The 26,261-nt window shown below is 69.6% G+C and carries 25 protein-coding genes and 1 pseudogene; 17 read left to right on the forward strand and 9 right to left on the reverse strand.

Going from position 1 to position 26,261, the window contains the following annotated elements:
- Positions 1-113: 113 nt before the first annotated feature.
- The 4 genes and pseudogenes from PV396_RS27635 (at position 114) to PV396_RS27650 (ending at position 1,440) form a co-directional block, all read left to right on the forward strand.
- Positions 114-350 carry a hypothetical protein gene (locus PV396_RS27635; RefSeq protein ID WP_319209056.1) on the forward strand — a complete coding sequence of 79 codons (237 nt, stop codon included), beginning with the start codon at positions 114-116 and terminating at the stop codon, positions 348-350.
- A 65-nt stretch (positions 351-415) separates the two neighbouring features.
- Positions 416-652: pseudogene (locus tag PV396_RS27640) on the forward strand (ATP-binding protein); the annotation flags it as partial.
- A 114-nt stretch (positions 653-766) separates the two neighbouring features.
- Positions 767-1,045 carry a hypothetical protein gene (locus PV396_RS27645; RefSeq protein WP_319209340.1) on the forward strand — a complete coding sequence of 93 codons (279 nt, stop codon included), beginning with the start codon at positions 767-769 and terminating at the stop codon, positions 1,043-1,045.
- A gap of 2 nt (positions 1,046-1,047) precedes the next feature.
- A complete protein-coding gene (locus tag PV396_RS27650; RefSeq protein WP_319209057.1) occupies positions 1,048-1,440 on the forward strand; it encodes a PIN domain-containing protein in 393 nt (130 codons plus the stop codon).
- A gap of 103 nt (positions 1,441-1,543) precedes the next feature.
- Here PV396_RS27650 and PV396_RS27655 read toward each other — a convergent pair whose 3' ends face one another.
- Positions 1,544-1,744, reverse strand: a complete 201-nt coding sequence (locus PV396_RS27655; protein WP_319209058.1) for a hypothetical protein — start codon at positions 1,742-1,744, stop codon at positions 1,544-1,546.
- 230 nt (positions 1,745-1,974) lie between these two features.
- On the reverse strand, positions 1,975-4,935 hold the full coding sequence (locus PV396_RS27660) for an AfsR/SARP family transcriptional regulator (RefSeq protein ID WP_319209060.1): 2,961 nt from the start codon (positions 4,933-4,935) through the stop codon (positions 1,975-1,977).
- A gap of 263 nt (positions 4,936-5,198) precedes the next feature.
- On the opposite strand from PV396_RS27660, the gene PV396_RS27665 reads away from it, so the two are divergent.
- The 6 genes from PV396_RS27665 (at position 5,199) to PV396_RS27690 (ending at position 12,744) form a co-directional block, all read left to right on the forward strand.
- Positions 5,199-6,473, forward strand: coding sequence for an amidohydrolase family protein (locus tag PV396_RS27665; protein WP_319209062.1), 1,275 nt, complete (start codon positions 5,199-5,201; stop codon positions 6,471-6,473).
- 152 nt (positions 6,474-6,625) lie between these two features.
- The gene (locus PV396_RS27670; protein WP_319209063.1) at positions 6,626-7,501 is read left to right on the forward strand and encodes a VWA domain-containing protein; all 876 of its coding nucleotides are present in this window, start codon (positions 6,626-6,628) and stop codon (positions 7,499-7,501) included.
- A gap of 2 nt (positions 7,502-7,503) precedes the next feature.
- Positions 7,504-8,352 (forward strand): hypothetical protein, encoded by an 849-nt coding sequence (locus tag PV396_RS27675; protein WP_319209065.1) that lies wholly within the window; start codon positions 7,504-7,506, stop codon positions 8,350-8,352.
- Positions 8,353-8,398: 46 nt separating this feature from the next.
- Positions 8,399-10,675 (forward strand): hypothetical protein, encoded by a 2,277-nt coding sequence (locus tag PV396_RS27680; RefSeq protein WP_319209066.1) that lies wholly within the window; start codon positions 8,399-8,401, stop codon positions 10,673-10,675.
- 299 nt (positions 10,676-10,974) lie between these two features.
- Positions 10,975-11,901, forward strand: coding sequence for an LLM class F420-dependent oxidoreductase (locus PV396_RS27685; RefSeq protein ID WP_319209067.1), 927 nt, complete (start codon positions 10,975-10,977; stop codon positions 11,899-11,901).
- A gap of 99 nt (positions 11,902-12,000) precedes the next feature.
- A complete protein-coding gene (locus PV396_RS27690) occupies positions 12,001-12,744 on the forward strand; it encodes a response regulator transcription factor (protein ID WP_416071486.1) in 744 nt (247 codons plus the stop codon).
- Between the two features lie 47 nt (positions 12,745-12,791).
- Here the strand turns inward: PV396_RS27690 and PV396_RS27695 are convergent, their stop codons facing one another.
- Positions 12,792-13,583: a hypothetical protein gene (locus tag PV396_RS27695; protein ID WP_319209069.1), complete on the reverse strand. Its 792-nt coding sequence runs from the start codon at positions 13,581-13,583 to the stop codon at positions 12,792-12,794.
- 68 nt (positions 13,584-13,651) lie between these two features.
- The gene (locus PV396_RS27700) at positions 13,652-14,392 is read right to left on the reverse strand and encodes a hypothetical protein (RefSeq protein WP_319209071.1); all 741 of its coding nucleotides are present in this window, start codon (positions 14,390-14,392) and stop codon (positions 13,652-13,654) included.
- 252 nt (positions 14,393-14,644) lie between these two features.
- On the opposite strand from PV396_RS27700, the gene PV396_RS27705 reads away from it, so the two are divergent.
- The 4 genes from PV396_RS27705 (at position 14,645) to PV396_RS27720 (ending at position 20,021) form a co-directional block, all read left to right on the forward strand.
- Complete coding sequence (locus PV396_RS27705) at positions 14,645-15,421, forward strand: glucose 1-dehydrogenase (RefSeq protein ID WP_319209344.1); 777 nt, start codon at positions 14,645-14,647, stop codon at positions 15,419-15,421.
- 183 nt (positions 15,422-15,604) lie between these two features.
- Positions 15,605-16,723 carry an LLM class flavin-dependent oxidoreductase gene (locus PV396_RS27710; protein ID WP_319209072.1) on the forward strand — a complete coding sequence of 373 codons (1,119 nt, stop codon included), beginning with the start codon at positions 15,605-15,607 and terminating at the stop codon, positions 16,721-16,723.
- Between the two features lie 104 nt (positions 16,724-16,827).
- Entirely contained in the window at positions 16,828-18,561 is a 1,734-nt protein-coding gene (locus PV396_RS27715; RefSeq protein WP_319209073.1) for a D-aminoacylase, read from the forward strand.
- Complete coding sequence (locus tag PV396_RS27720) at positions 18,558-20,021, forward strand: aldehyde dehydrogenase family protein (protein ID WP_319209075.1); 1,464 nt, start codon at positions 18,558-18,560, stop codon at positions 20,019-20,021. Before PV396_RS27715 ends, PV396_RS27720 begins: the two co-directional genes overlap by 4 nt.
- Before the next feature lie 127 nt (positions 20,022-20,148).
- Here PV396_RS27720 and PV396_RS27725 read toward each other — a convergent pair whose 3' ends face one another.
- A complete protein-coding gene (locus tag PV396_RS27725; RefSeq protein WP_319209076.1) occupies positions 20,149-21,099 on the reverse strand; it encodes a sensor histidine kinase in 951 nt (316 codons plus the stop codon).
- Entirely contained in the window at positions 21,096-21,491 is a 396-nt protein-coding gene (locus PV396_RS27730) for an STAS domain-containing protein (RefSeq protein ID WP_319209078.1), read from the reverse strand. Before PV396_RS27730 ends, PV396_RS27725 begins: the two co-directional genes overlap by 4 nt.
- Positions 21,492-21,857: 366 nt before the next feature.
- Between PV396_RS27730 and PV396_RS27735 the strand changes: the two genes are divergently transcribed.
- Entirely contained in the window at positions 21,858-22,598 is a 741-nt protein-coding gene (locus PV396_RS27735; protein WP_319209080.1) for an ANTAR domain-containing protein, read from the forward strand.
- A 328-nt stretch (positions 22,599-22,926) separates the two neighbouring features.
- Here the strand turns inward: PV396_RS27735 and PV396_RS27740 are convergent, their stop codons facing one another.
- Positions 22,927-23,526, reverse strand: a complete 600-nt coding sequence (locus tag PV396_RS27740) for a TetR family transcriptional regulator (protein ID WP_319209081.1) — start codon at positions 23,524-23,526, stop codon at positions 22,927-22,929.
- A gap of 110 nt (positions 23,527-23,636) precedes the next feature.
- On the opposite strand from PV396_RS27740, the gene PV396_RS27745 reads away from it, so the two are divergent.
- Positions 23,637-24,440 carry an SDR family oxidoreductase gene (locus PV396_RS27745; protein ID WP_319209083.1) on the forward strand — a complete coding sequence of 268 codons (804 nt, stop codon included), beginning with the start codon at positions 23,637-23,639 and terminating at the stop codon, positions 24,438-24,440.
- 18 nt (positions 24,441-24,458) lie between these two features.
- Here the strand turns inward: PV396_RS27745 and PV396_RS27750 are convergent, their stop codons facing one another.
- Complete coding sequence (locus PV396_RS27750; RefSeq protein WP_319209085.1) at positions 24,459-24,662, reverse strand: DUF397 domain-containing protein; 204 nt, start codon at positions 24,660-24,662, stop codon at positions 24,459-24,461.
- Between the two features lie 10 nt (positions 24,663-24,672).
- Positions 24,673-25,524, reverse strand: coding sequence for a helix-turn-helix transcriptional regulator (locus PV396_RS27755; RefSeq protein ID WP_319209087.1), 852 nt, complete (start codon positions 25,522-25,524; stop codon positions 24,673-24,675).
- A gap of 236 nt (positions 25,525-25,760) precedes the next feature.
- On the opposite strand from PV396_RS27755, the gene PV396_RS27760 reads away from it, so the two are divergent.
- Positions 25,761-26,216 carry an ATP-binding protein gene (locus tag PV396_RS27760; protein ID WP_319209089.1) on the forward strand — a complete coding sequence of 152 codons (456 nt, stop codon included), beginning with the start codon at positions 25,761-25,763 and terminating at the stop codon, positions 26,214-26,216.
- Positions 26,217-26,261 lie beyond the last annotated feature (45 nt).

The following is a 26,261-nucleotide window of genomic DNA, read 5'->3' on the forward strand; positions in this document are numbered from 1 at the left end:
TCCAGTTGCGCTGTGCAATCCGAATGCCTTCCACCGTAGGCGCAATCACGTCACTCTGTAAGGGAATCGTCACAGAACGCACATGCATGTGCGTTGAGCAGGGAGGTCCCCCCATGGAGTCGACGCCGCCCCGGAATCAGAACACCACCGTCTTCGACGCGACCCTTTGCGTCGAGGAACTCCGTGCCGCCCTCGGAGAGCACGGCATCACCCTGCCGTCCCTGCGGATCGATCTGCCGGGTTTCGCGGGGAGTTACCAGCCGACCAGAGGGCACGTCGAGCTGGGTGGCTGCAACGCGGCCACCGCGCGGAAGCTGGCCGCCGTGCTGAGGAACGCGGCCGGGCGGTGAGCGGGGCGGAATTCGGCGCCGAGCTGCTGGCCGTCGCCAAAGCGGTACCGGAGTTGCGGCGGGCGGTGCGGGAGTGGTTCGGGGAGGTCTACGAACCGGTGGGCGGGGACGTCGAGTTGTGCGTCACCGAACTGGTCGGCAACGTCATCCGGCATGTGGGGGAGGGGACGCCCGTCTCCGTACGGGTCGCCCGCGTCGACGGCGCTCGTATCAGGGTCGCCGTCAGCGATCCCGACCCGCGAGCCCTTCCGGTGCTGCTCAGCGCCACGGCGGCCGACGAGTCGGGGCGTGGACTGGCACTGTTGGGCGCCCTCGCCGTGCGGTGGGGCGTGGAGGTCGAGGCCGCGGGCAAGACGGTGTGGTGCGACGTGGCGGACGGCGGGCAAGGCATGGAAAGTGGCGGTATGGTGATCGGTATGGCAACGAAGAAGTACACCGTGACACTGCCGGAGGAGCTCGCCGAGGAGATCCGGAGCGAGGTGGGACCCGGTGGGTTCAGTGCCTATGTCGCGCGGGCCATAGAGCGTCAGCGGGAGCAGGACCGGCTGGGTGAGCTGGTGGCGTGGTTGGAGGATGAGCACGGGCCGGTCACGGAAGCCGAACTGGCGGCGGCCGAGGCCGAGCGCCGGGAGATCGACGGTATCTTCGCTGAGCGTGAGGCGGCCGCCGAGGCGCAGTATCCGAAGGCGAGTTGAGGATGCCCAGCTGCTATGTGCTGGACTGCGAGGCGTTGTCGCGGGCAGTGCTTGGTGAGCGGGTGATGATGTCCAGGCTCAAGGACGCTCGCCGTGCGGGTATTCGCCTTGTCACCAGCTCCATGACGCTCATCGAGGCCTACCACGGTCAGGTGAAACGGGGGGCCTGGGCTTGGGCCATGTCCCGGGTCGTGGTGGAGCCCGTGACCAGGGAGGTAGCCGACACCGCGATCGGGCTACTGGAGGGAGCGGGCCTGCACGGCCATAAATACGCGATCGACGCGGCACTGGCAGTGATCGCGGAGCGGCAGGCGGGCGGCGTGGTGCTGTATACGTCCGACGAGGACGACATGGGGAAACTGTGCAGCTCAAAGGTGGTCGTCAGAGGCCTCTGAGAACACCCGCACACACCACGACCGCGACGGCTCCCCCTCCGCGCCGCCGCGGTCGTTCCCCGTGTTGGTGTACGTCTGTTGAGGTGGTGGCGGAGCCGGTGGCTCAGGCCTCTTCGCTCGTCGCGTGGACGTCGTTCGGCTTGGTCGTCGTCGGCTCCGTCGTCGCGTGGACGTCGCCCAGGATCGTCGCCGTGGCCTTGGTCTTCTTGGCCGGTTCGGTCGTCGCGTGGACGTCGCCCAGCGTGGTGGCGGTGGCCGGCTCGCTCGTCGCGTGTACGTCGGTCGGCTTGACTGTGTCGCTCATCTTGCTGTCTCCCCTGAAGCCTGAATGGTGACCGGTAGGACTGAGGGCCCCGCCCCGCGACTCCCCCGCGGACTGCGGGGCGGGGCCCCTGGGCCGGTTCACCTTAGAAGGTCCCGGCCCTCTGTCGTTCCGCCTGCCCCCCGACGCGACGGCTCGACAGGGACGAGCCTGCCGGACGGCGATAAACGAACGATGAACGCCGCTCGTTATTCGGTTCGCCCGAGCAACCTTCAGCAGTTCGTACGCGTCGTCCGGCCGAGCAACTCCCGCACCGCGTCCACCTCCGGTGCCCCCAGCGACTCGAAGATACCGAGCGCGTCCTGCCAGCACACCTGGGCGCGGTCGAGTTGGTTGATGCCGTGCAGGGCGCGGCCGAGGACCGTGAGGACGTTGCCGCGTCGCCACTCGCCGCCGATGCCCCGCAGCACCGTCAGCGCCTGCTCGGCGTTGGCCGCCGCGCGTGCCGGGCGGGAGGCGGCGAGGTCGACCTCGGCGAGGCGGAAGAGGGTCATGCCCTCCCACAGGCGCTGCCTGCTGTCCCGGAAGATCCGCAGTGCCTGGTCCAAGTGGTCTGCCGCGTCAGTCAGTTGGCCACTCTGGGTGAGTGCCAGGCCCAGCGCGTACCGGCCGTTGGCCCCTCGTACGGTGTGGCCCATCGCGTCGTACATCGCCGTGCCCTGCTGGGCGAGGGCGACCGCGCTGTCGGTGCGGCCCGTGGCGAGGTGGATGCGGGACAGATTGCACAGGGCGCTCGCCTCGCCGGGGCGGTCGGCGAAGGCGCGGTAGCTCTCGATGGCGCGGGTGAAGTGGGCCTCGCCCGCGTCGTGCCGGTTCTGGTAGAGCGCGACGACGCCGCTGATGTTGGACGACCAGCAGGCGGTGTACTGGTCGTCGGCGGCGAGCGCCAACTCCGTTGCCCGCTCCGACTCCTGGACGGCCGCGTCGAAGAGACTGCCGGAGACGTGGTGCACGAAGGCCAGGGTGGTGAGGGCGCGTGCCTCGGTGCGTTGGCAGCCGGACGCCCGCGCCGCGTCGCGCACGGTCGCCGCGACCGCCTCGTACTCACGGGAGTTGGTGCCGGACTCGGCCAGCTCGACCGCCGCCCACAGAACGTCGGCGGCGCGGCGCAGGGTGTGCGGCTGGGCCGTGGACTGCCGTACGCAGGCCAGCACGCACACCGCCTCCGCGTGCACCCAGTCCTGCGCGGCGTGGCTGTCGGCGAACGTCAGCCCGGGATACTCGGCCTGCTCCAGGTTGTCGACGAGCCTGTCCTCCGGGCGCTGGATCCGGTAGGTCGCGGCGACCGTCGCCAAGTAGAAGTCCAGCAGGCGGGACATCGCCGACTCCCGCTCGCCAGGCGGGTGTTCGTCCCGTTCGGCGCACGCACGCGCGTAGAGTCGGACGAGATCGTGGTAGCGGTAGCGGCCCGGCGCCGCCGATTCCAGCAGCGAGGTGTCGACCAGGGACTCGAGGACTTCCTCGGCGTCGTCGACCGGCAGGTCCAGTACGGCCGCTGCTGCCGCGAGGGAGATGTCGGGGCCGTCGGCAAGGCCCAACAGGCGGAACGCGCGGGCCTGTTGGCCGTCCAGGGCGCCGTAGCCGAGTTCGAAGGTCGCTTTCACGGCGAGGTCGCCGGCCTGGAGTTCGTCCAGGCGCCGGCGTTCGTCGCCCAGCTTCTCCGCCAGGACGGACACCGTCCACGTCCTGCGCGCCGCCAGCCGGGACGCCGCGATCCTGATCGCCAGCGGCAGGAAACCGCAGGCCGCGACCACGTCCAGGGCGGCCTTGCGCTCGGCGGCGACCCGTTCCTCGCCCACGATCTTCGTGAACAGTTGGAGGGCCTCCTCGGGGGACATGACGTCCAGGTCGACGAGGTGGGCGCCGGCCAGGTCCACCATCCGTACCCGGGAGGTGACCAGGGCCGCGCAGCCCTCCGTGCCGGGCAGCAGCGGACGTACCTGGGCGGCGTCGCGCGCGTTGTCCAGCAGGACCAGGACCCGGCGGCCGTCCAGCACCGAGCGGTACAGGGCCGCGCGTTCCTCCAGTGAGTCCGGGATCGCCGAGTCGGGCGTGCCGAGGGCGCGCAGGAACGCGCCGAGGACAGTCTCCGGCTCGGCCGCGCGGGTGCCGGCGCCCTGGAGGTCGATGTACAACTGCCCGTCGGGGAAGGCGGATCGGGCCTGGTGGGCCACGTGCACGGCGAGGGTCGTCTTGCCGACGCCGCCGATACCGGCCAGCGCCGATACGGCCATCACCCGGCCCTGCGCCGACGACGCCGAGGAGGCGGACGACAGGACCTTGCTCAGCTCGGAGACGAAGGCGGAACGGCCCGTGAAGTCCGGGACCGTGGCCGGGAGTTGCGCGGGGCGGACGGGCGCGGGCGTCGGTTCCGGTGCGAGCGGGGCGGAGGGCTCGGCGAGACCCGGGTCCGCCTGGAGGATGCGTTGCTGCAACTCCTTGAGGCCGGGCCGGGGATCGACGCCGAGTTCGTCGGCGAGGAGGCGGCGCGTGTCCGCGTACACCGCGAGGGCCTCGGCCTGCCGGCCGCTGCGGTAGAGCGCCAGCATCAGCAGTTCGCGGAGGCGCTCACGGAGGGGGTGCTCGGCGGTGAGAGCGGTCAACTCACTGACCGACTCGGCGTGGCAGCCCTGCTCGAGGTCCATGTCGAGGCGCGATTCGAGGAGTTGGAGGAGCCACTCCTCCAACCGGGCTCGCTGGGCGTCCGCGTACGGCCCCGGGACCCCTGCCAGCGGCTTGCCGTCCCACAGTTCCAGCGCCTGGTTGAGGACGTCGCGCGCATGGGACAGATCACCGGCGCTCTTGGACTTCTCGGCCTCGGCGGCCAGTTCCTGCGCGACCGTCACATCGAGCGCGCCCTCCGCGAGCGAACGGATCGCGTATCCGCCGGACTCGCTCACCAGCACCCAGGCGCCCAGCACCTTCCGCAGCCGCGACGCGTACGTCCGTACCGCCGCCAGCGCCTGCGAGGGCGGTTCCTCGCCCCACAGCGCGTCGATCAGCTCGGCCGCCGTCGCCGTCCGGCCCTCGCGCAGCAACAGCGCGGCCAGCAGCGCCCGTTGCTGCGGAGAACCGGTGGGCAGCGACTCCTCGTCGCGCCAGGCCCGTACCGGCCCGAGCACGCTGAAGCGCAGCGCCGCCGGGGAATCAGCCGGAGAGTCCGCCGGGGACATTACCGGCGTATCCCTGGGATCCCGCTGTGCCGGCACCCGCGGTACAGCCGGTATGTCACCCATCACCGCTCCCTGCCGAACTTCAAGACCAGAACAGCAGTTTGCCTTGTCCATGGCATGTGCGTCAGCTCCGGAGACAGTGATCACAGACGGGCGCACGAGGTATCACAGGGTTCTCACACGGTCTGCGCACAGGTTTCCACAGAAAGGGACACCCGGCCGCATAGCTGACGGTTCGTCAGATCGGCGCTACCGTGCCTTTCATGGAGACGACTGTGGAGAGTGCTGTGGAGAGTGCGGAGACCTCTGCCCCCGCGTTCCCGAAGATCATCTCGGTGGACGACCACACGGTGGAGCCCCCCGATGTCTGGCAGGACCGGCTGCCGAAGAAGTACCTGGACATCGGCCCCCGCGTGGTCCGCGCGCCGCTGAAGGAGATGTCGTTCCTCGGCGGCCGGTTCAAGCCCGTCATGGGCGAACCCGGCGACGACGGCCCGATCGGCGACTGGTGGATCTACGAGGACCTGCGCCGCCCCCTCACCCGCCTCGACACCGCCGTCGGCTACGACCGGGACGAGATCAAGCTCGAGATCATCACCTACGAGCAGATGCGCCCGGGTTCCTACGACGTCCCGCAGCGACTGGCCGACATGGACATCAACCACGTCCAGTCCGCCGTCTGCTTCCCGACCTTCCCGCGCTTCTGTGGCCAGACCTTCACCGAGGCCGCCGACCACGAACTCGGGCTGCTCGGCGTACGCGCGTACAACGACTGGATGGTGGAGGAGTGGTGCGGCCCGGCCGCCCAGGGCCGCCTCATACCCCTCACCCTCATCCCGCTCTGGGACGCGGAGCTGGCGGCGGCCGAGGTCCGGCGCAACGCCGCCCGGGGTGTCCGCGCGGTCGCCTTCTCCGAGATCCCCCCGCACCTCGGCCTGCCCTCCGTCCACGGCGACGACTGGGACCCCTTCCTTGCCGCGTGCGCCGAGACGGGCACCGTCATCGCGATGCACATCGGCTCGTCGAGCCGTATGCCGTCCACGTCCGCCGACGCCCCGCCCGCCGTCGGCTCCACCATCACCTTCGCCAACTGCTGCTTCTCGATGGTCGACTGGCTGATGAGCGGCAAGTTCGAGCGCTTCCCGCAGCTGAAGATCATGTACGCGGAGGGCCAGATCGGCTGGATCCCGTACATCCTGGAACGCGCCGACGTGGTCTGGGAGGAGAACCGGGGCTGGGGCGGAGTCGCGGACAAGGTCCACCGGCCGCCGTCCGAACTGTTCGCCGACCACGTCTACGGCTGCTTCTTCGACGACGCCTTCGGCCTGCGCAACCTCGACTCGATCGGCGTCGGAAACGTCCTCTACGAGACCGACTACCCCCATTCCGACTCCACTTGGCCCGGTTCGAGAGAGGTCGGCGAGCGGCAGATGGGCCACCTGGACCCGGAGGTCGTGGAGCGGATCGTACGAGGCAACGCGATCGAACTGCTGGGCCTCACGGCGGACGGGCTGTGGCGGCCCGGCACTTCGGCGTAACGGGAGGAAACTCACGTACAACCCGTAGCGTCGCTGGTCATCCGGTACCGTGAACCTCCTTGGGGGGCCAAGTGGTCGGACGGTGAAGACGTGTGGCCGAACACGGCTGTGCCCCCTGGGACCCAGCGTCCGCGGTGACCGCGGTGGGCGCAGTGACCGCACAGCGAAAAAACGGGGGCCGTCCGTTGCCGTACACCGCCGAGATCAGCCGGACCAACCCGGGATGCTTCATCTTCCTCGTGGACCAGTCCGCTTCCATGAGCGACCCGATGGAGAGCGGTGAGACCACACAGCCGCGGGCCGAGGTGGTCGCGGGCGCCATCAACCGGCTGCTGACGGAACTGTCGGTCAAGTGCGCCAAGGAGGAAGGCGTACGCGACTACTTCCACGTCGCCGTCATCGGCTACGGACACCAGCACGTCGGCTCCGCCTACCAGGGCGTCCTCGCCGGCCGCGACCTCGTTCCGCTGAGCGAGGTCGCCAACAACCCGGCGCGGGTGGAGAGTCGTACCAAGAAGGTGCCGGACGGCGCCGGCGGGCTGGTCGAGACGACCGTGCAGTTCCCGGTGTGGATGGACCCGGTGACCAACGGCGGCACACCGATGACCCGCGCCCTCGGCTACGCCGACACCCTCGTGTCCAACTGGGTCGACGCCCACCCAAGCGGCTTCCCGCCCATCGTCCTCAACCTCACCGACGGCGAGTCCACCGACGGCGACCCGACCAGCGCGGCCATCGGCCTCGCCTCGCACGCCACCGCCGACGGCCCGGTCCTCCTCTTCAACCTGCACGTCTCCGGAACCGGCGGCGCCCCCATCACCTTCCCGGACAACGAGGAACAACTGCCGGACAACTACGCCAGGTTGCTGTTCCAGATGTCCAGCGTCCTGCCCAGCCACATGCGTTCGTACGCCGCCTCGCAGGGCCACCGGGTCAGCGAGACCACCCGGGGCTTCGTCTACAACGCCGACATCGTCTCCATCGTGGAGTTCCTCGACATCGGCACCCGCGCGACGGAGCTGCGCTGACCATGGGGGACATCCCGGCACTGCCGCGGGCCCAGTGGTTGTGGACGCAGAAGGCCGGCAGCAGCCCCGAGGAGTGCGAGGACGCCGCGTACTGCTGGCAGTCCGGCGAGGCCGGCGTCGACAGCGCCGGACGAGCCGTCGCCTCGCTGTACGCCTCCGTGTCCGACGGCGCCTCGGAGAGCCTCCTCGCCCGCGACTGGGCCGCGCTCCTGGTCCGCGACACCGTCGAGTCCATGCGCCTCGCCGGTGACTGGTGGCTCGAACTCGGCACGTTCGTACGGGACTTGATGGAGCGCTCCGCCGTGCACTGGGACGCGTTCCTCACCCGCTACCAGGCCGCGCGCGCCGAGGCGGGCAGACCCATCGCCTGGTACGAGCAACCCGGCCTGGAAAAGGGCGCGTTCGCCACGGTGCTGGGAGCGGAGATCCGGGCCACCGTCCTGGACGACGGCACGACGCACTGGTTCTGGTACGCCTTCGCGCTCGGCGACAGCTGTGTTTTCCAGCTGCGGGACGGGTGCCTGGTGGACTCCTTTCCCGTGCGCTCGGTCGAGGAGTTCGGGATCACCCCGCAGCTGCTGGGGAGCCGGAACCGCGATGCGGAACTGGTCGCGGAACGGACGCGGGTGACGTGGGGCGAGCTGCTGCCCGGGGACGAACTCCTGCTCACCACGGACGCGTTGGCGGCCTGGCTGCTCGCACGGTCAACTGGCGCCGACAACAACGGCGTCGCTGCCCTACCCGCCTTCTCCTCCTTCGACCAGCAGGACTTCACCGAATGGGTGGAAGACCAGCGGGCGCGGGCCCGGATGCGCAACGACGATGTGACCCTCGTCCGAGCGAGAGTGTGAACCTCATCCGTATACCTCGTACAGAGAGAGGGGAGGGGAGGCTCAGGTGGCGGTGTCCCGTGGCGGTCGTCCCGGCCATGATCCCGGCAGCGGTACGGGACCGGCTCGGAAGTTCCCGACGGGGGCGAACTACGCGGAGGCGTTGCAGCACCCCGAACTCTGCTTCGGAGACCCCGACTTGAAGCACGGCACGGTCCAGCAGAGCCCGGTACTGGGTCCGAAGGCGATATCCGGGAACTTCGCCAGCGTCTTCTCCGTCACGGCGAAGGACGGGCAGCGGTACGCGCTGAAATGCTTCACCCGGGACAGTGCCACGCTCGGCAAGCGCTACTCCGCCATCAGTTCGGCGCTCGGCGGACTGGCCGCGAGCGGGACGTCCCAGCCGTGGCCGGTCGGGTTCGACTTCCTCGAGCAGGGCGTTCTGGTCGGGCAGGAGTGGTATCCGGCGGTCAAGATGACCTGGGTCCAGGGCACCGGACTCATCGGCTGGATCGAACGCAACCTGCACGACCCGGCCGCCCTGCACACGCTCGCCGAGCGTTTCCTGGCCATGACCGCCGACCTGGAGCGCAACGGCATCGCCCACGGCGACCTCCAGCACGGCAACCTCCTCGTGGCCGTCGACGGGACCTTCCGTCTCGTCGACTACGACGGCATGTACGTCCCCGCCCTGCGCGGCGAGCAGGCCACCGAGAACGGCCACCGCAACTACCAGTCGCCCTCCCGCACGGCCGCCGACTACGGCCCCGCCATGGACCGCTTCTCCGCCTGGACCATCGAACTGGCCCTCCTCGCCGTCGCCACGGACCCCGGCCTGTGGACCCAACTCCACGACAGACACGGCGAGTTCCTGATCCTCTCCGAGGCGGACTTCAAGGACCCGGCGACCTCCCTGGCCTGGCCGGTCCTGCTCAGCCATCCCGACCGGCGGGTACGGGACATCGCCGGCCGGGTGAAGAGCTTCCTCGGCAGGCCCGCGTCCGCCCTGCCGCCCCTGACCCCCGACGCCGTGCGGCTCCCGGCACAACGGACGACGGGGGCGGGCGCTTACGGGGCCGGGGGAGGCCTGGGCGGCAGGGGCCCTACGGTGACGTCCTGGACGCCGCCGGTGTCCGGGGCCCCGGCGTCCGGAGTACCGGCCTGGATGGCGGGACGCGTGCCCGCCGCGACCCCGGCCTCCGCGCCAACCCAGCCCCCGGCACAGCGGAGCAGTGGCGGCGGACTCCCCGTGCCCTCGGGGTTCGGCGGGCGGGGTGCCGGTGACCTGTTCGCGGCGGTCGGGGCGCTGCTCAGTACGTCAGCGCCGGGTGCGCTGGTCCTCGCGGCGGCCCAGCCTCTGGACACCCTGCCGGCCACCCAGGGCGTGGCCCTGCTCACCTCCGCCGCCCTGATCGGGTGGGGGCGAGCCCGACGGCCCGAGTACCGGGCGGCGCGGAAACGGGTGCGCGAACTCAAACGGCGCTCGCGTGAACTGGCCGACCCGGCGAGCGCCCACCAGCGTCTGGACAAGGAGATCCGGGTCCTCGACGACGCCCTCGCCAAGGACAACACGGCCTCGGACCAGCGCGTACAGGCCCTCCAGATCGAGCTGCGCGACGGCCAGGCCCGTATCACCATGGACCTGAACCGGCGTACCGACCAGGCCCAGCAGCAACTGGTGGGGCTCGCGGCGAAGGAGCAGCGGCGGATCGACAAGGCGCTGGAGCCCGCGATCAGGGCACACGTCCAGGACAAACTGCGCGGCACGCCGATCGACGAGGCCCGGTCGCTCAGCAACATGGGCAGCAAGATGGTCCAGGCACTCCAGGACGCGGGCATCCACAGCGCGGCCGATTTCATCGGCGTGGACTTCTCGCACAATCCGTCCGTGGTGTTCCTGGTGGGTCCGGGGGGCCAGCGGATCCGGGTCCCCGGCATCGGCGAGGCCCGCGCCGCCGTCCTCAGCGACTGGCGGCAGGGCCTGGAACGCCGGGCCAGGGCGTCCGCGCCGACGACGCTGCCTGCGGCGGCCAAGGCCCAGATCAAGGCCGACATCGCGGCACTCCGGGTGGCCCACCGCACGGAGATCAAGCAGGCGGAGGCCGAGGCCCAGCAGAAGAAGGCGGCACTGCAACGCCGGATCACCGACGAACGCGGCCGCCTCATGGGGCAACGGCAGCAGCGGGCGATGGATACGCAGCGTCGGCGGGCGGAGCTTTTGCAGCGGCAGAAGCAGTTGGGGTATGCGGGGGTGGAGCGGGGGCGGGTCGAGGCGGAACTGTCGGCTGTACGGGGGGTGCTGGGGCCGGGTAGGTATGCACGGTTCCTGCTGACCGGGCGGTAGTTTCCCACCCACCCACCCACCCACCCACCCACCCGCCCGTTTACTGTCGGTATCCAGCTCGGGCAAGGCCCCTTCAGTGCCGGCCCGCATTCCCAGCCCGTCCGGCGTTTGAGGACGAGGCCCGTTCAGGGCCGTGGCGGGGGTCTGGGGGCGGCAGCCCCCAGGAAGGGATGGGACGGGTAGGGGCGGCGGGGGCGAGGACAGAAGGGCCGGCAACCCCTTGCCCGCCGGTAACCATGGCGGCCAGAGTATGAACTGACGGTCCGTCAGATACCTCCTCGCGGAAAAGGGACGCGCCCATGACCCACTACGGCATGCAACTCCCCATCCAGTCCCAGTCCACCATCTACGCCGAACCCTGGGAACGCACAGCCACCCCCACCGACCTCCTCGACATCGCCCGCACCGCCGACCACGCCGGCTTCACCTACCTCGCCACCTGCGACCACGTCGCCATCCCCCACCGCCTCGCCCCCGCGATGAGCACCGTCTGGTACGACCCGGTCGCCACCCTCGCCCACCTCGCCGCCGTCACCGAACACGTCCGACTCCTCAGCCACGTCGCCGTCGTGGGCCTGCGCCACCCCCTCCTCACCGCCAAGCAGTACGCCACCCTCGACCACCTCTCCGGCGGACGCCTGATCCTCGGGGTCGGGGCAGGCCACGTACAGGAGGAGTTCGAGGTCCTCGGGGCCGACTTCGAGCGCCGGGGCGCCGTACTCGACGAGACGATCGACGCGTTGCGTGCCGCGCTCGGGCCGGACGAATTCCCCGAGCACCACGGCAAGTTCTACGACTTCGAGGGGCTCGGACAGCGGCCGAGGCCCACGCAGGCACACGTACCGCTCTGGGTCGGCGGATCGTCCCCCGCCGCCGTACGCCGGGCCGCCCTCAAGGGCGACGGCTGGCTGCCGCAGGGCGACCCGCGCGACCGCCTCCCGGACCAGATCGCCAGGATCCGGCGGCTGCGCGAAGAGGCCGCAGTCCAGGGGCCGTTCATCATCGGGGCCATCACCGAGCCGCTGTACGTCGGTGAGCCGGGGTGGGACGTCGGGCGGCGGACGGTCAGCGGGCCGCCGGAGGCCCTCGCCGAGTCGCTGAGGGCGTACGGCGCGATGGGGGTGGACCAGATGCAGGTGCGCTTCAGGAGCCGGAGCGTCATCGAACTCACGGACCAGATAAGGCAGTTCGGCGAGGAGGTCGGCCCGCTTCTGGCACCTGTCTGACAGTCTGACTGGCTCTCTTTGAATCTTTGAACATGTCCATGCTGGGGCGCGTATGTATGAACGTACGGACGTCATGGTCCCTGCGGAAGGACACGCACGGTGCGCACCTCCCGGCTCGTCTCCCACTCCTCACCCCCACCCTCATCGTCATCTTCACCCGCACTCGCACCCCTGCCCAGGCTGGCCGTCGGCCTCGCCTGCGCCGAGGGTGAGTGGCCGCACGAGGACTGGCCGGACCCCGACGATCCGCACGTGGGGCGGGCGTTGCACGTGACCCCTCCCTATCGCGAGCTGCGTGAGGAAGGCGCCGTGGATGTCGTCGTCCTGCGATGCGAGGAACCGGCGACCGAGTTCCCGGTGCTGCTGAGGGCGATGGGGGCCGTGAGCGTTCCGGTGATCGTCGTCAGTCCCCGGCGGGACACGGCGACCGTCGTGGAGGTCTTCCGGGGCGGGGCGGGATATCTGGTCGAGGGCGACTACTGCTCCTGCATGCTGGCCTCGGCGGTCGCGGCGGCCACCGTCGGGCACACCTACCTCTCGCCGATCGCGTGCGCCGCCCTCCGGGAGGCGGCAGCCCAGCAGGCGTCCGGGGAGGGGACGGGGAACGCGGCCGTCGCCGCCACGGCGATGGAGCGGCTGCGGAACCTGCTCTCGCCGCGCGAGCGGCAGATCATGGAGCTGTTGTCGACCGGTCTGGGCGCCCAGGAGATCGGGCTGCGGCTGCGACTGAGCGAGAAGACCGTCCGCAACAACCTCAGCAACATCTACGCCAAGCTCGACGCCCGGGGGAGTACGGACGCGGTGCTGAGATGGCTCGGGGCGACACCAGCTGTTCGCATGTGAGAACAACTGGCGCCGCCCCATTTGGCTGACGTTCTGGCCGAATTCTGTCAGGGAGCCGGAATCTCCGACAGTGGGACTTCCACGTCCGTGACGTTCTTGCCGCCCTGTTCGAATCCCGGTTCCGCCCGGAGGCTGTTGGCTGAATTCAGGATGCCGTTGGCCTCAGGAGTTCCGCATTTCACATTGCGCAGCCAAAGCCGTCCGTCCGGGGTTCCGTTCTTCAGGAGCTGCGGATAGAAGACGTGGACGGTCGCGGCGCCCTCGCTCGGTGCGAAGAACACCTTCTGGCCGTCCTGCTCGTCCTTGTAGGTGGCACGCAGGAATCCGCTCACGTCGGTTCGCTTGGCCGACCACATGAAGAAACCGATACTGTCCGCCTGCACGGTGTCGGTGCGGCTGAGTTCCAGGCCGGTCGTCTTGTCGTCCGTCGTGATGTTGATTTCCGAGGTGTTGAAACTGACGCCCACCTCGAAGAACGAACTCGCCAGCTTCGAGTCGGCCGCGGCGACGAAGCCGTCCTCCAGCTGAATGAACCGGCTGACGGTCGTGGCCACCTTGAAGGTCTTCGAGGCGGTGCCGGTCGTACCGCAGTTGTCGGTCACCGCGGAAACCCGTTGGTTGGGGCCGAGGCTGTTGCGTTTGTTCTGCACGGGAACGAAATCGCAGTCCTCGAGTTTGTTCGAGTCCGAGGCGCAGTCCGCGGTCACCTCGGAGGGCGTGGCGGCGCCCGCCTGGGCCATCAGCGGGACCGCCACCGCGAGGGCCGCCACCGGGGCCAGGGCGAGGGTGATGCGCTTCTTCTTGCTCCGGTGGCTCTTGGCGCGGCCGGTGCGGGTCATGGGATTCTCCTGTGTGGAAAGGCGGTTGAGCTGCGATGATCGAGGTTCTTGAGGGTGGAGGCAGGAGGTCAGCAGTCCTCGACGACCGCCTTGGAGGTGCCGTCCACGAGGCCGGGGCTGCCTGCGGCACCGGGCAGGACGGCGGGGCCCTCGATGACGTCGGGCGCGACGAAGTTCTTCTCCGGGGTGGGGTTCACGGCGAAGCTGCCGGGGTTGGCGTCGATACGCACCCGCCATTCGCCGGTCATCCGCTGCATCTTCGGCGTGAACTCCATGTGGAGCACCTTGCCGACCGGCACCTCGCGCTCTTCCGTGTCGCCGGCCGAGGCCGACCTCGTGCTCAGCTCCAGCGTGCCCTTGTGCTTGAGCCATGACCCGCCGATGGCTCCGAAGAGGCCGCCGCCACCGCCCTGTTGGGTCACGGTGTACTTTCCCTGTCCCTGGGCGGCACTGGCCGACCAGGTGATGGAGACCTTCGACGGTTCGGTGGCGTTCGGCTCGCAGTTCGGGAAATCGATGGACGACTTCTCGGTGGGTCCGTCGAAGGTCTCGAACTTCGTCTCGACGAAATCGCAGTTGTCGGACTCAAAACTCGGGCCGGCGATCGGATGGCCGCCGAAGTCGAAGATGTCCTGCTGTTTACCGTTGAGCACCTCCGCCCTTTGGCAGAGTGTCATGATCTGCTCCGGTGTCTTCTCCTCGGCCGCGTTCGCCGACGGAAGGAGCGTGATGATCACGCCGCCGGTCGCGAGCGCCGATCCGACCGCCACGATCCGGATCTTCTTGTTCTTGAGGCGCCTCTTGGCCATGCCGCTCCGTCCCTGAGAATCCTTGGGGGTTGCTTTACCTGTTCGTGGAGGATTATTGACGTCTCCCGTAGGTCCGCGACAGGGTCAAATATCCCTACTCACCGGTTACTTGGCGTGTGCTCTCGCACACGCAGCACGCTCGCGGTCCACTCGAGGCCCACTCGCCGTCCGACCTGACGCATCGTCAGATACAGCGGTACGATGCTGACCTCCACCGATCCGCACGATGTGAACGCTGCGAAGGGGTTCCGCATGGGCAAGCTCGACGGACGGGTCGTCATCGTCACCGGCGCGGCACGCGGTCAGGGGGAGCAGGAGGCCAGGCTCTTCGCGGCGGAGGGCGCCCGGGTGGTCGTCGCGGATGTGCTCGACGACCAAGGAGAGGCCCTCGCCAAGGAGTTGGGCGCGCTGTACGTCCATCTCGACGTGCGCGAGGAAGCCGGGTGGCAGGCGGTCGTCGCCGCCGCCGAGAAGGCGTACGGCCGGATCGACGGGCTGGTCAACAACGCCGGCATCCTGCGCTTCAACACCGTCGTCGACACTCCCCTCGACGAGTTCATGCAGGTCGTACAGGTCAACCAGGTCGGCTGCTTCCTCGGGATCAAGACGGTCGCGCCGCGTATCGCCGAGGCGGGCGGCGGGACGATCGTCAACACCGCCTCGTACACCGGGGTGACCGGGATGGCGGCGGTCGGGTCGTACGCGGCGAGCAAGCACGCGATCGTCGGGCTCACCCGGGTCGCCGCACTGGAGTTGGCGCGCCGGAGGATCCGGGTCAACGCCGTGTGCCCGGGCGCGATCGACACCGCGATGTCCAACCCGGCCGTGCTGGACCCGAACGCGGATGTCGAGGGTTCCGCGCGGGGCCTGGAGCGGATGTACCGCAAGCTGGTGCCGCTGGGCCGGATCGGGCGCCCGGACGAGGTGGCGCGGCTCGCGCTGTTCCTCACCTCGGAGGACTCCTCGTACATCACCGGGCAGCCGTTCGTGATCGACGGGGGCTGGCTAGCGGGCGTCTCCGTCGTGTGACGAGCCGTGGACCGGGTCCCTTGCCCGACTGCCGTTCCTGACCGTACGCCCTATGGGCATACCTGACTGACCGTCAGCTATTGACGGTCCCAGGGGCCGGTGGAACAGTCGACTCATCCAATCTGACGCTGCGTCAGAAACGTCAGGAACGTCAGGAACGGTTACTGGGGACGGTGAACCTCCTTGGAATTCGGGCTCTTTGTACAGGGATACGTGGGCAAGCGGGCCGAGACCGATCCGCTCGCGGAGCACAAGGCGCTGATGGAGGAGACCGAGTACGTCATCCAGGCGGACAAGTCGAACTTCAAGTACGCCTGGGTGTCCGAGCACCACTTCCTGGAGGAGTACTCGCACATCTCGGCCAGTGACGTCTACCTCGGCTACCTCGCCCACGCCACCGAGCGCATCCACCTCGGCTCCGGCATCTTCAACCCGCTCGCCCCGGTCAACCACCCCGTGAAGGTCGCCGAGAAGGTCGCCATGCTCGACCATCTCACCGGCAACCGCTTCGAGTTCGGCTCCGGCCGGGGCGCCGGCTCGCACGAGATCCTCGGCTTCATGTCAGGCATCACCGACATGAACCACACGAAGGAGCTCTGGGAGGAGACGATCGCCGAGTTCCCCAAGATGTGGACGCAGGACGAGTACGTCGGCTTCCAGGGCAAACACTGGTCGCTGCCGCCCCGGAAGGTCCTCCCCAAGCCGTACGGGCCCTCCCACCCCGCGATGTGGTACGCCGCCGGCTCGCCGCCCTCGTACGCCATGGCCGCCCGCAAGGGGCTCGGGGTGCTCGGCTTCAGCGTGCAGAAGGTCTCCGACATGGAGTGGGTGCTGGACCAGTACAAGACGGCGATCGTGGACGCCGAACCGGTCGGGGACTACGTCAACGACAACGTGATGGTGACGTCCACGGCGATCTGCGCGCCGACGCATGCGGAGGCGGTACGGATCGCGGCGGGCGGCGGGCTGCACTATCTGCAGTCGCTGCTGTTCCGCTACCACGACACGTTCCCTCGTCCCGAGGGGTTCCCGGTGTGGCCGGAGACGCTGCCCGAGTTCAACGAGGAGATCATCGAACTCCTCATCTCCGAGGAGCTGTTGATCTGCGGGGATCCGGACGAGGTGCTGACGCAGTGCAAGCGGTGGGAGCAGGCGGGGGCGGATCAGCTGAGCTTCGGGATGCCTATCGGGATCTCCCGGGAGGACACGCTTCAGACGATTCGGCTGGTCGGTGAGCAGGTGATTCCGAAGATTGACACGGATCCTGTGCATCGGACTTCGCGGTTCCGTGGGGTTGCCTGAGGGTCTCGTTGGCGGGTGCGGGCGCGTGGGGGTTGTTCGCGCCCCGCGGCGGAGCCGCAGATCGGATGCAGCCCCGCGCCCCTTAAAAGATTGGGAGTGCAGCCTTGCTCGATCACCTGATCAAGGGCGTTTCCGTCGTCGACGGCACCGGGGCGCCCGCCTACATCGCGGACGTGGGGATACGCGATGGCCGCATCGCGGCCATCGGGCCCCGGATCACCCAGGAGGCGCGGACGACGGAGGACGCGGCGGGGCTGGTGTTGGCGCCCGGGTTTGTTGATCCGCATACGCACTACGATGCCCAGCTCTTCTGGGATCCGTATGCGACGCCATCCCTCAACCACGGTGTCACGACCGTCGCCGCAGGTAACTGTGGGTTCACGCTTGCCCCGTTGAATCCGGCGCGGCCTGAGGACGCCGACTACACGCGGCGGATGATGTCCAAGGTCGAGGGGATGTCCCTGGTCGCGCTGGAGCAGGGCGCGCCCTGGAGCTGGAGCGGCTTCGGGGAGTACCTGGACGCGCTGGAGGGGCGGATCGCGGTCAACGCCGGTTTCATGGTGGGGCATTGCGCGCTGCGGCGGTACGTCATGGGGCCGGACGCGGTGGGCGGGCAGCCCACGGAAGAGCAACTCGCCGCCATGCTCGCCCTGTTCCACGAGGCGATGGACGCCGGAGCCTGGGGATTCTCCACCACCCAGTCGTCCACGCACTCCGACGGCGACGGCAAACCGGTGGCGTCCCGGCACGCGCTCCCCGCCGAACTCATCGCCCTTTCCCAGGCAGTCGGCGAACACGAAGGCACCCAGATCGAGGCGATCGTCGCCGGCTGCCTCGACCAGTTCAGCGACGCCGAGATCGATCTGTTCGTCGAGATGAGCGCGGCGGCCGGACGCCCCCTGAACTGGAACGTCCTCACGATCGACTCGTCGGTACCGGCCCGCGTACCTCGCCAGCTCGAGGCAAGTGAGCGTGCCCGTAAGGCGGGTGGCCGCATCGTCGCCCTCACGATGCCCATCCTCACGCCGATGAACATGTCCCTCGGCACCTTCTGCGCGCTGAACCTGATCCCCGGCTGGGGACCGGTGCTGGGGCTTCCGGTCCCGGAGCGGATCACCCGGCTCGGCGACCCCGCCGTGCGGGCGGAGCTGGTCCGGCGGGCGCAGAGCGAGGAGGCCGGGGTCTTCCGGCGGCTGACGGACTTCGGGCGCTATGTCATCGGGGACACCTACAGCGCGGCCAACGAGGGCCTGACCGGCAGGGTGGTGCAGGACATCGCCGCCGAACGCGGCCTCGACCCCTTCAGCTGCCTCGTCGAGATCTGCGTGGCCGACGAACTGCGTACGGTGCTGTGGCCCATGCCGACCGACAACGACCCGGCGTCCTGGACCCTGCGCGCCGAGACCTGGCGGCACGAGGACGTGCTCCTCGGCGGCTCCGACGCCGGCGCGCACCTGGACCGGATGTGCGGGGCCCCGTACACGACCCGGTTCCTCGGCGACTGTCTGCGCGGGCGCAAGCTCGTGCCGCTGGAGCGGGCGGTGCAGATGCTGACCGACGAACCGGCGCGGCTGTTCGGGCTGCGGGAGAGGGGCCGTGTCCAGGAGGGCTTCCACGCCGACCTGGTCCTCTTCGACCCGGAGCGGATCGCCGCCGACACGGCCACCCTGGTGCACGATCTGCCGGGCGACAGCCCGCGTCTCGACTCGAAGGCGATCGGCGTAACCGCCGTATGGGTCAACGGAGTTGAGGCGATACGAGGCGACACGGTGACAGGGGCGGTACCGGGCCGGGTGCTCCGCTCGGGCCGGGACACGGCGACGGTGAGTACCAAATGACCGACGGACAGCGGCTGTTCGTCGGCGGTTCGTGGGTGGAACCGGCCGACGGGCACTACGAGGTGATCGACCCGGCGACGGAGGAAGTCGTCGGGTGGGCGCCGGAGGCCTCGCGGGATCAGGCGCACGCCGCCGCCGCGGCGGCCCGCGAGGCCTTCGGGCCGTGGTCGCGGATGCCCGCGCAGCAGCGGGTCGCCGTCCTCGCCCGCGCCGCGGACATCATCCAGGGCAACCTGGTGCCGTACGCGGCCCTCGCCCAGGCGGAGACCGGCGCCACGACGGGGACCGCGCGCGGGATGCAGGTGGGCGTGGGCGCGGCCCGGTTCCGCCGGTACGCGACGGTCGAGCCGGCCGAGTGGGCGATCACGCCGCAGGTCAGCGAGGGGGGCCCGTTCGGGAAGGCCGCGGTGATGGGCGCCCTTGCGATACGCCAGCCCGTGGGCGTGGTCGCCTGCATCACCTCGTACAACAACCCCTGGGCCAACCCGGCGGGCAAGATCGCGCCCGCGCTGGCCATGGGCAACACGGTGGTCGTGAAGCCCGCCCCGCAGGACCCGCTGTCCGTGTACCGGATGGCGGAGGCGCTCGAGACGGCGCTGGCGGAGGCGGGCGCGCCGCCGGGTGTCGTCAACGTGGTCAGCGGGACACGGGCCGAGGTGGGGGAGGCGGTGGTCGACTCCCCGGACGTCGACATGGTCAGCTTCACCGGCTCGACGGCGGTCGGGCAGCGGATCGCCGAGGTGTGCGGCCGGGGCATGAAACGCCAGTTGATGGAACTGGGCGGGAAGGGCGCGGCCCTCGTCTTCGACGACGCGGACCTCCGCGCGGCGGTCGCGGGCATCGGCACGACGTTCTCGTTCTACAGCGGCCAGATCTGCACGGCCCCGACACGGGTACTGGCGCAACGGGGCGTGTACGACCAGGTCGTCGATCAACTCGCCGCCTACGTCGGTTACTTGAAGGTGGGTGACCCGCGCGCGGAGGGCACGGTGGTCGGGCCGGTGATCTCGGCGGCGCACCGGGACCGGGTCGAGGCGTACGTCGAACTGGGCCGGAAGGAAGGCGCGGTGGTCGTCGCGGGAGGCGAACGACCGCCGTACGACCGGGGTTTCTACATTGCCCCCACCCTCCTGGCCGACTGCACGAACGACATGCGGGTGGCCCGCGAGGAGATCTTCGGACCGGTGGTGACCGTCATCCCGTTCGACGACGAGGACGAGGGCGTCGCCCTGGCGAACGACAGCGAGTACGGCCTCATCGACTACGTCTGGTCGGGCGACGTGGCCCGCGCGTTCCGGGTCGCGCGCCGACTCAGGGCGGGCGGCGTGGGCGTGAACACGGTCGGACGGAACATGGAGGCACCGTTCGGCGGGTTCAAGCGGAGCGGGGTGGGACGCGACGTGGGGTCGTACGCGCTGCACGCGTACGGGGAGGTGCAGGCGGTGGTGTGGGCGGGGTGAGTCTGCCGGACGGCGCGGGGGAGAGCGTGGGCGCACCCGAGTGAGGTGAACGGGGGCGCCGAGTCGGTTGCCGTCCAGACCGGTAGCGATCAGCGATCAGCCATCAGCCATCAGCGATCAGTGCTGGTCAGCAGCCGAGGTAGAAGCGGATGACCGTACCGTCCGCGTCGGTGTGGACCCGGACCAGGTCCGCCACCGTGTGCACCAGCAGCAGGCCGCGCCCGCCCCGCTGGTCAGGGGTGGCCGGGCGGCGGCCGGCGAGGGGGTCGTTCAGTTGCCCCCGGTCGCGGACCTCGCACACCAGTTGCCCCTCCTCCGTCCAGATCCGCAGGCTGCCACTGCCACCGCCGTGCACCACGCTGTTGGTCGTCAGCTCGGCCACCGCGAGAGCGAGGTCGTCCAGGCGTACGCCGGTCAGGCCCAGCTCCGCGCCCCGCGCGACGGCGAAATGGCGGACGACCGGCAGCTCGTCGAGGCCGAAGTGCTGGGGCTCGGCCGCCGCCGGAGCCTGCGCGAGCGGCCGGTTGTAGTCGGCGACGACCTGCCCGGGCGCGTAGGACGGGCTGGGCCGGTGCATGCCGCCGGAGACGATCACCGGGTGGGTGGCGTACGCGTCGGTCAGCACCTCCTCGGCGAGGCGCTCGGCGTCGTACGGGCACAGGATGGTGACGTCCCGGCCCTGGAAGGCAGGGTTGATCAGCGCCTCGTGCTGTACGCACGCCGGATACTCGACGATGCTGCGCCCGGGCCAGATCGGCTCCCCGATGATCCGCACATGTGTCTGAGGGTGGGCGTCGGCGAAGGCGCGCAGCACCCTCGGGATGATCCGGCCCGGGTTGCGGCCCGCGTCGGTCATGTCGAGGAAGAGCACGGACTCGCCGTCCGCGCCCAGGGTCTCCTTGAGCAGGGTCAGATTCGCGCCGGGCACGGCGACCGCCACGGGATGGCCGGCCTTCAGCCCCTCACGTACGAAGGGCACCGTGCCGTCGAGGTACTCCTGCTCGCCCCGGTAGAACAGGGCGGGATGGACGAAGGACTCGGCGGTCGCCTCAGCGGTCTTCGTGTTCGTGGCAGTCATCGCGCCACCACCTCGATCGCGGACAGGTCGGGCCAGAACATCTCAAACAGCCTCGGCAGAGTGGCCGGAGGCCGTTCGACCACGATGCGCCGCCCGCTCGAGAGATCCTGAGCGGCCACTGCCAGGGCCGAGGCGCCGGCGACATCGACAAAGGTCACGGCGGACATCTCCAGATGCCACACGACCTCCTTGCGAAAGGGCAACAGCTTCAGCGTGCGCTCCCAGGCCGGGCAGGTGACCGTGGTGATCTCGCCGACCGCCTGCCATCCGGCCCGGTCGGACAGGGGGTGCAGCAGCAGGCCGCGCCCCACGTTTCCAGACATGACCGGCGCCGAATCCGATGCCGAAGCCGATGCCGAGGCATCCGCTTGACGTCGTCGCAAACTGTCCATGCCCCCACCCCCACCCGTCTGCCGGTCGTTCGCATTCCCGTGTCCCCTGGATCCGCCTGCGTCCCCCTGAGTCCGCCCGCGGCGCCGTCCACCGAGGAAAGCCGTTCATGCACACCTCCCGTACGACACCGCCAATCCCGTCTGCCCCGCAGGACACGAGTTATGCATGAAGGTGCTCCGGCCGTGTGACGTGCCAAAACGGGTTCCTCACCGCCGTATCTCCATCTCTCCGCCCGATCCGGAATATGTCGTCCCGGACGGGGAAGGCGCGCCAACACAACGGCCGCGGGCTTTGGCACAGCCGCGCGCAAGCGTGGCGCGGACCCCGACGGCAGCACATCCGGATCCCAGACCCGAGGTGAGTACATGTCTGTCGCCCCCGCTTCCCCATTGTCGGCACCCGTCGTCAATGGGCCGCTGACCATCCGCGTCGAGATGTGGGGCACGACCGCGGTCCTGGCGCCGAACGGGGCGATCGTCCACGGCTGTACGACGGTGCTGGACCCCGTCCTGGGCAAGCTGCCGGCCGAGACGGACGGATTGGTCGTGGACATGGAGGAGGTCACCTTCATGGACACCGCGGGACTGCAGTTCCTGGAACGCCTGGAGGACTACAGCGGCACCACGGCCACCCCCCTGTGGACGGTCAACTGGAACGGCCAGCCGCTCCGAATCCTCGAGATCACCGGCCTGTCGATCCCCGCCCCCGCCCGAGACCCCAAAAATTCCTCCCCTCCCTCTGGCTGGCTGCCCCCGGACCCCCGCCAGCTGGTCGCCCTGCTCCGCTCCGACCAGGGGCTCTCGGCGGTGGCGGCGGAACGGGCGGCAGAGGTCGAGAGACTCCAGGAGGAGGTCCAGCAGTTACAGCAGGCCATCGAGTCCCGCCCGATCATCGACCAGGCGCGCGGGATCCTGATGGCCGTCGAATCCTGCACCGCCGAACAGGCCTGGGACGCCCTGCGCGACGCCTCCCAACGCACGAACACGAAACTCCGCGAGGTCGCCGAGGCGATCGTCACCGTCAGCACCGGCGGCCCCCCTCCCGCCGAGCCCGTACGCAGGGCGCTACGGGACGCGGTGGAGCGCCGGCAGCGGCGCGCGCCCTGAAGAAGAGCGGGCTACCTGACCCGCCGCATGTCTTGACGGACGAGATCTGACGTCGTGCCATAAGAGGACACACCAGGACGGGGGATGACGCGATGGCGGCAGAGGGACCCGGCGCACCTGGCGGACCCGGTGGCGAGCCCGAAAGCCACGATGAGGTTCCGCAGAGCAGCGCTCCGAAAATCCCACCCTACAAAGACCATTCTTTCGCCCATGTGGCTTGGATCATCCTGGGTATCCTCGCCCTGGGGATGATCTTGAGTACGTTCGGCGATTGCACTGCCAACTGCGTCAGCTACCCCTGAGACCTGTGCCTTGCTGAACTGCCTTGCTACCCGCGTACTGCGGCAACCGCCGCGTCGAAGACCTCCTCCATGTCGACCGTGCCGTTGCTGCGCACCCAGGTTTCCGTCGCGACCTCGGAGCAGGCCAGGGCGCAGGCGACGAGGGCGCGGGCCCGTACCTCGGCCATGGGGTCCGTGTCGCCCAGGCGTTTCGCGATGTCCGGCACCAGCAGTTCCGTCCACTGCTGTCGCTTCTCCACCTGGCGTGCCCTGAGGGAGGGGGACGCGTGGAGCATGCTCGTGATCCTGAGGAAGTCCTGCGGTGAGTACGGGAGGGACTCGACGAGTGCCTTGAGGGCCGCCCGGAGTGCCGGCCATGGGGCTTCGCTTGCCGGACGGGCTTCCAGTGCCGCCCGCAGGAGCGTGCCGTGCGCGGCGTGGTCGCCCAGCACGATGTCTTCCTTGGTGCCGAAATAGCGGAACAGCGAGCGCCGCGAGATGCCGATCTCGCCCGCGATCTGCTCCATGGTGGTGGCCTCGAACCCCCGCTCGAGGAACAACCGCATCGCGGCGGTGACGATCTCGGCCTGCACTGCCCGCCGGGTGCGCTCTCGCAGCCCCGCCGGGCCGCCCTCGCGATCGTTCATGGGGTCCAACCTACCGCCTCCCGCACTCAGTACCCTATTGGCACTGAGTGACAGTTTAGACGTACGGTGACGGAGTTGATCGTGTCCACCACCATCTCCCGGGAGCAGCCATGCCCGCTGTCGACTACCGCGGCCAGACCACCCTGATCACCGGCGCCAGTGCGGGTATCGGCGCCGAGTTCGCCCGCCGACTCGCTGAGCGCGGCTCGCACGTCGTCCTCGTCGCCCGGCGCCAGGAGCGGCTTGACCAGCTGGCCGCCGAACTGACCGCGGCCCGCGGCGTCCGGGCCACGGTCATCCCGCTCGATCTGAGCCTGCCTGCCGCAGGGCAGACACTCGCCGAGCAGGTCGCTCAGCGCGGCCTGACCGTGACGAGCGTCGTCAACAACGCCGGGTTCGGCACCTTCGGCCCGTTCCACACCGAGGACCCTCGGCGGCTGCGGGAGGAGATCCACGTCGACATCGCGAACGTCGTCGACATCACGCGGGCGTTCATCGAGCCGCTGCGTACCGCCGGCACCGGGGTACTGATCAACGTCGCGAGCATGGCCGCGTACTTTCCCGTCCCGAACATGGCGGTGTACGCGGCGGCCAAGTCGTTCGTGCTGAGTTTCACCGAGGCCCTGTGGCAGGAATCCCTCGGCACCGGGCTGCGTGTGCTCGCGCTGTCTCCTGGCGCGACCAGCACCGAGTTCTTCGACGTCATCGGCACCGATGCAGCGGGCGGCGGCGCCAAGCGCCAGTCCCCGCAGGAGGTCGTGGCGACGGCCCTGCGGACACTGGACCGACGTACGCCGACGCCGAGTGTCATCTCAGGCCGCCTCAACCGTGTGATGGCGGGCCTGGGCAGGGGGCTGAGCAGGCGACGCGCGGTACTGATCATGGGGTCCACGACCGCGGCCCAACAGGGGTGAGTCAGCGCGGCTCTCGGTCTACGCGAGAGGCGCCCGGGACCGGTTGTCGGCCTTGAGCATGCGTATGAGGGCGAGGAAGGAGTCGCGCCCGGCCGAGACGACGGCCGAGGGGTCCGGTGTCGCACAATCCGCCAGCAGGACCGTTTCTCCGGTGACGGATATATGGACGCAGGCGTCGCCCTCCTGGCAGCGGGACGACTTCCTCCAGGTGTGCTGGGACACGAGGGCTCCTCTACAGGTCCTGGGCGATGGCGAAAATGAGGTCGCGCGATTTCTCGGGGGTGAGGGCCGTGTCCTCGACGGTGTCCAGGAGCAGCCGGTACTTCTCCAGGTGGGCCTCGGCGTCGAGGAGTACGGGCCCGTGGAACTGGTCCAGTTGGGCGGTGTCCAGTTGGGGAACGGAGCCGTGCAGGTAGTTGATGGACTGACCTGATCCCGGGAAGGCGCCCACGTCGAAGGGCAGTACGCGGACGGTGATGTGGTCCCGCTCGCCCATGTCGATCAGGTGCCGAAGCTGCGCGCGGGCCACGTCCCGGCCGCCCACGCGCATACGCAGGGCCGCCTCGTGGACGACGGTCCGGTACGGGGTCGGGGCCGGCCCGTACAACACACCTTGCCGTTTGACCCGGTGGGAGACGCGGTGCTCCACCTCGGGCGGAGTGGGCGCCGGAATCACATGGCGGAAGATCTCGCGGGCGTGGTCGGCGGTCTGGAGCAGCCCCGGCATGTGTGAGGTGTAGGCGGTGCGTACGGCGGTGGCGTGGTGCTCCAGCTCGGCGAGGTCGAGGAGCCCGGACGGCAGTACTTCGCGGTACGACTCCCACCAGCCGAACGTCTTGTCGGTCGCCACGGCGACCAGGCACTCGACGAACACCTGGTCGGGGCAGGAGTAGATCCCGGCCAGCGCCCTGACGCGCTCGGCACTCACCCCGAACCGGGCCGACTCCACATTGCTGAGCTGCCCCTGGCTGGTGCCGAGCGCCCGTGCGGCCTCGGTCGCCGTCATACCCGCGCGCTCGCGCATCTTGCGCAGCTCCACGGCGAGCCGAAGGCGGCGGGCCGTCAGGCGGGGTCTTGCGGGCACTTGAACTCCTCCTGGACACATGTTCCGTAGGCGGGTCACTCACACGAGGGAATCGAGACCGGAAGTATCTCGATCACAGGCAAATGTCATTTGTCAGCCCCTATCTTCATTCCTGGGCACCCCACCGCCCGGCAGCACCCCGCTCGACGGAGCGGCCACGGTCACCGGGCAACGCACAGCAGCGCGACACAACGTACCGACACCACCCAACTCCCCTCCGTGATCGGAGACTTCCGATGGCCACCGTATCGCCGTCCTCCCCTTCCTGGAGCTACGTCCTCCAGCTCCCGCACGATCCCCGCGCACCGGGCATCGCCCGCGCCACCCTGCGCACGGTCCTGGCCGCGCATGACCTCCCCCACCTGACCCCCACGGCCGAACTCCTCGCCTCCGAACTGCTCACCAACGCCCACCTCCACACCAAGGGCCCCTACGCCCTCCGCCTCCTCTCCAACGACCCCGACCACCTCCGCGTCGCCGTCTGGGACACGGACCCCTGCATCCCACCCGGCTTCCGGGAGAAGGGCGCGCTGGCAGCCGTACCCCCGGACGACGCCGAAGGCGGCCGCGGCCTGCACCTCGTACGGGCGTGCGCCGACTCGTGGGGGGTGTCCGTACTACGGGAGTTGGGGGCGGCGACGGGCGGAAAGTTGCTGTGGGCCGAGTGCGGGCGGACGGGGGCGAACGGGTGACCACGCCCTGTTGGATGTCCGGGGGCGGTGACGTGTTCGGCCCCC

Source organism: Streptomyces sp. ME02-8801-2C, from assembly GCF_033793965.1.
Classification (GTDB): Bacteria; Actinomycetota; Actinomycetes; order Streptomycetales; family Streptomycetaceae; genus Streptomyces.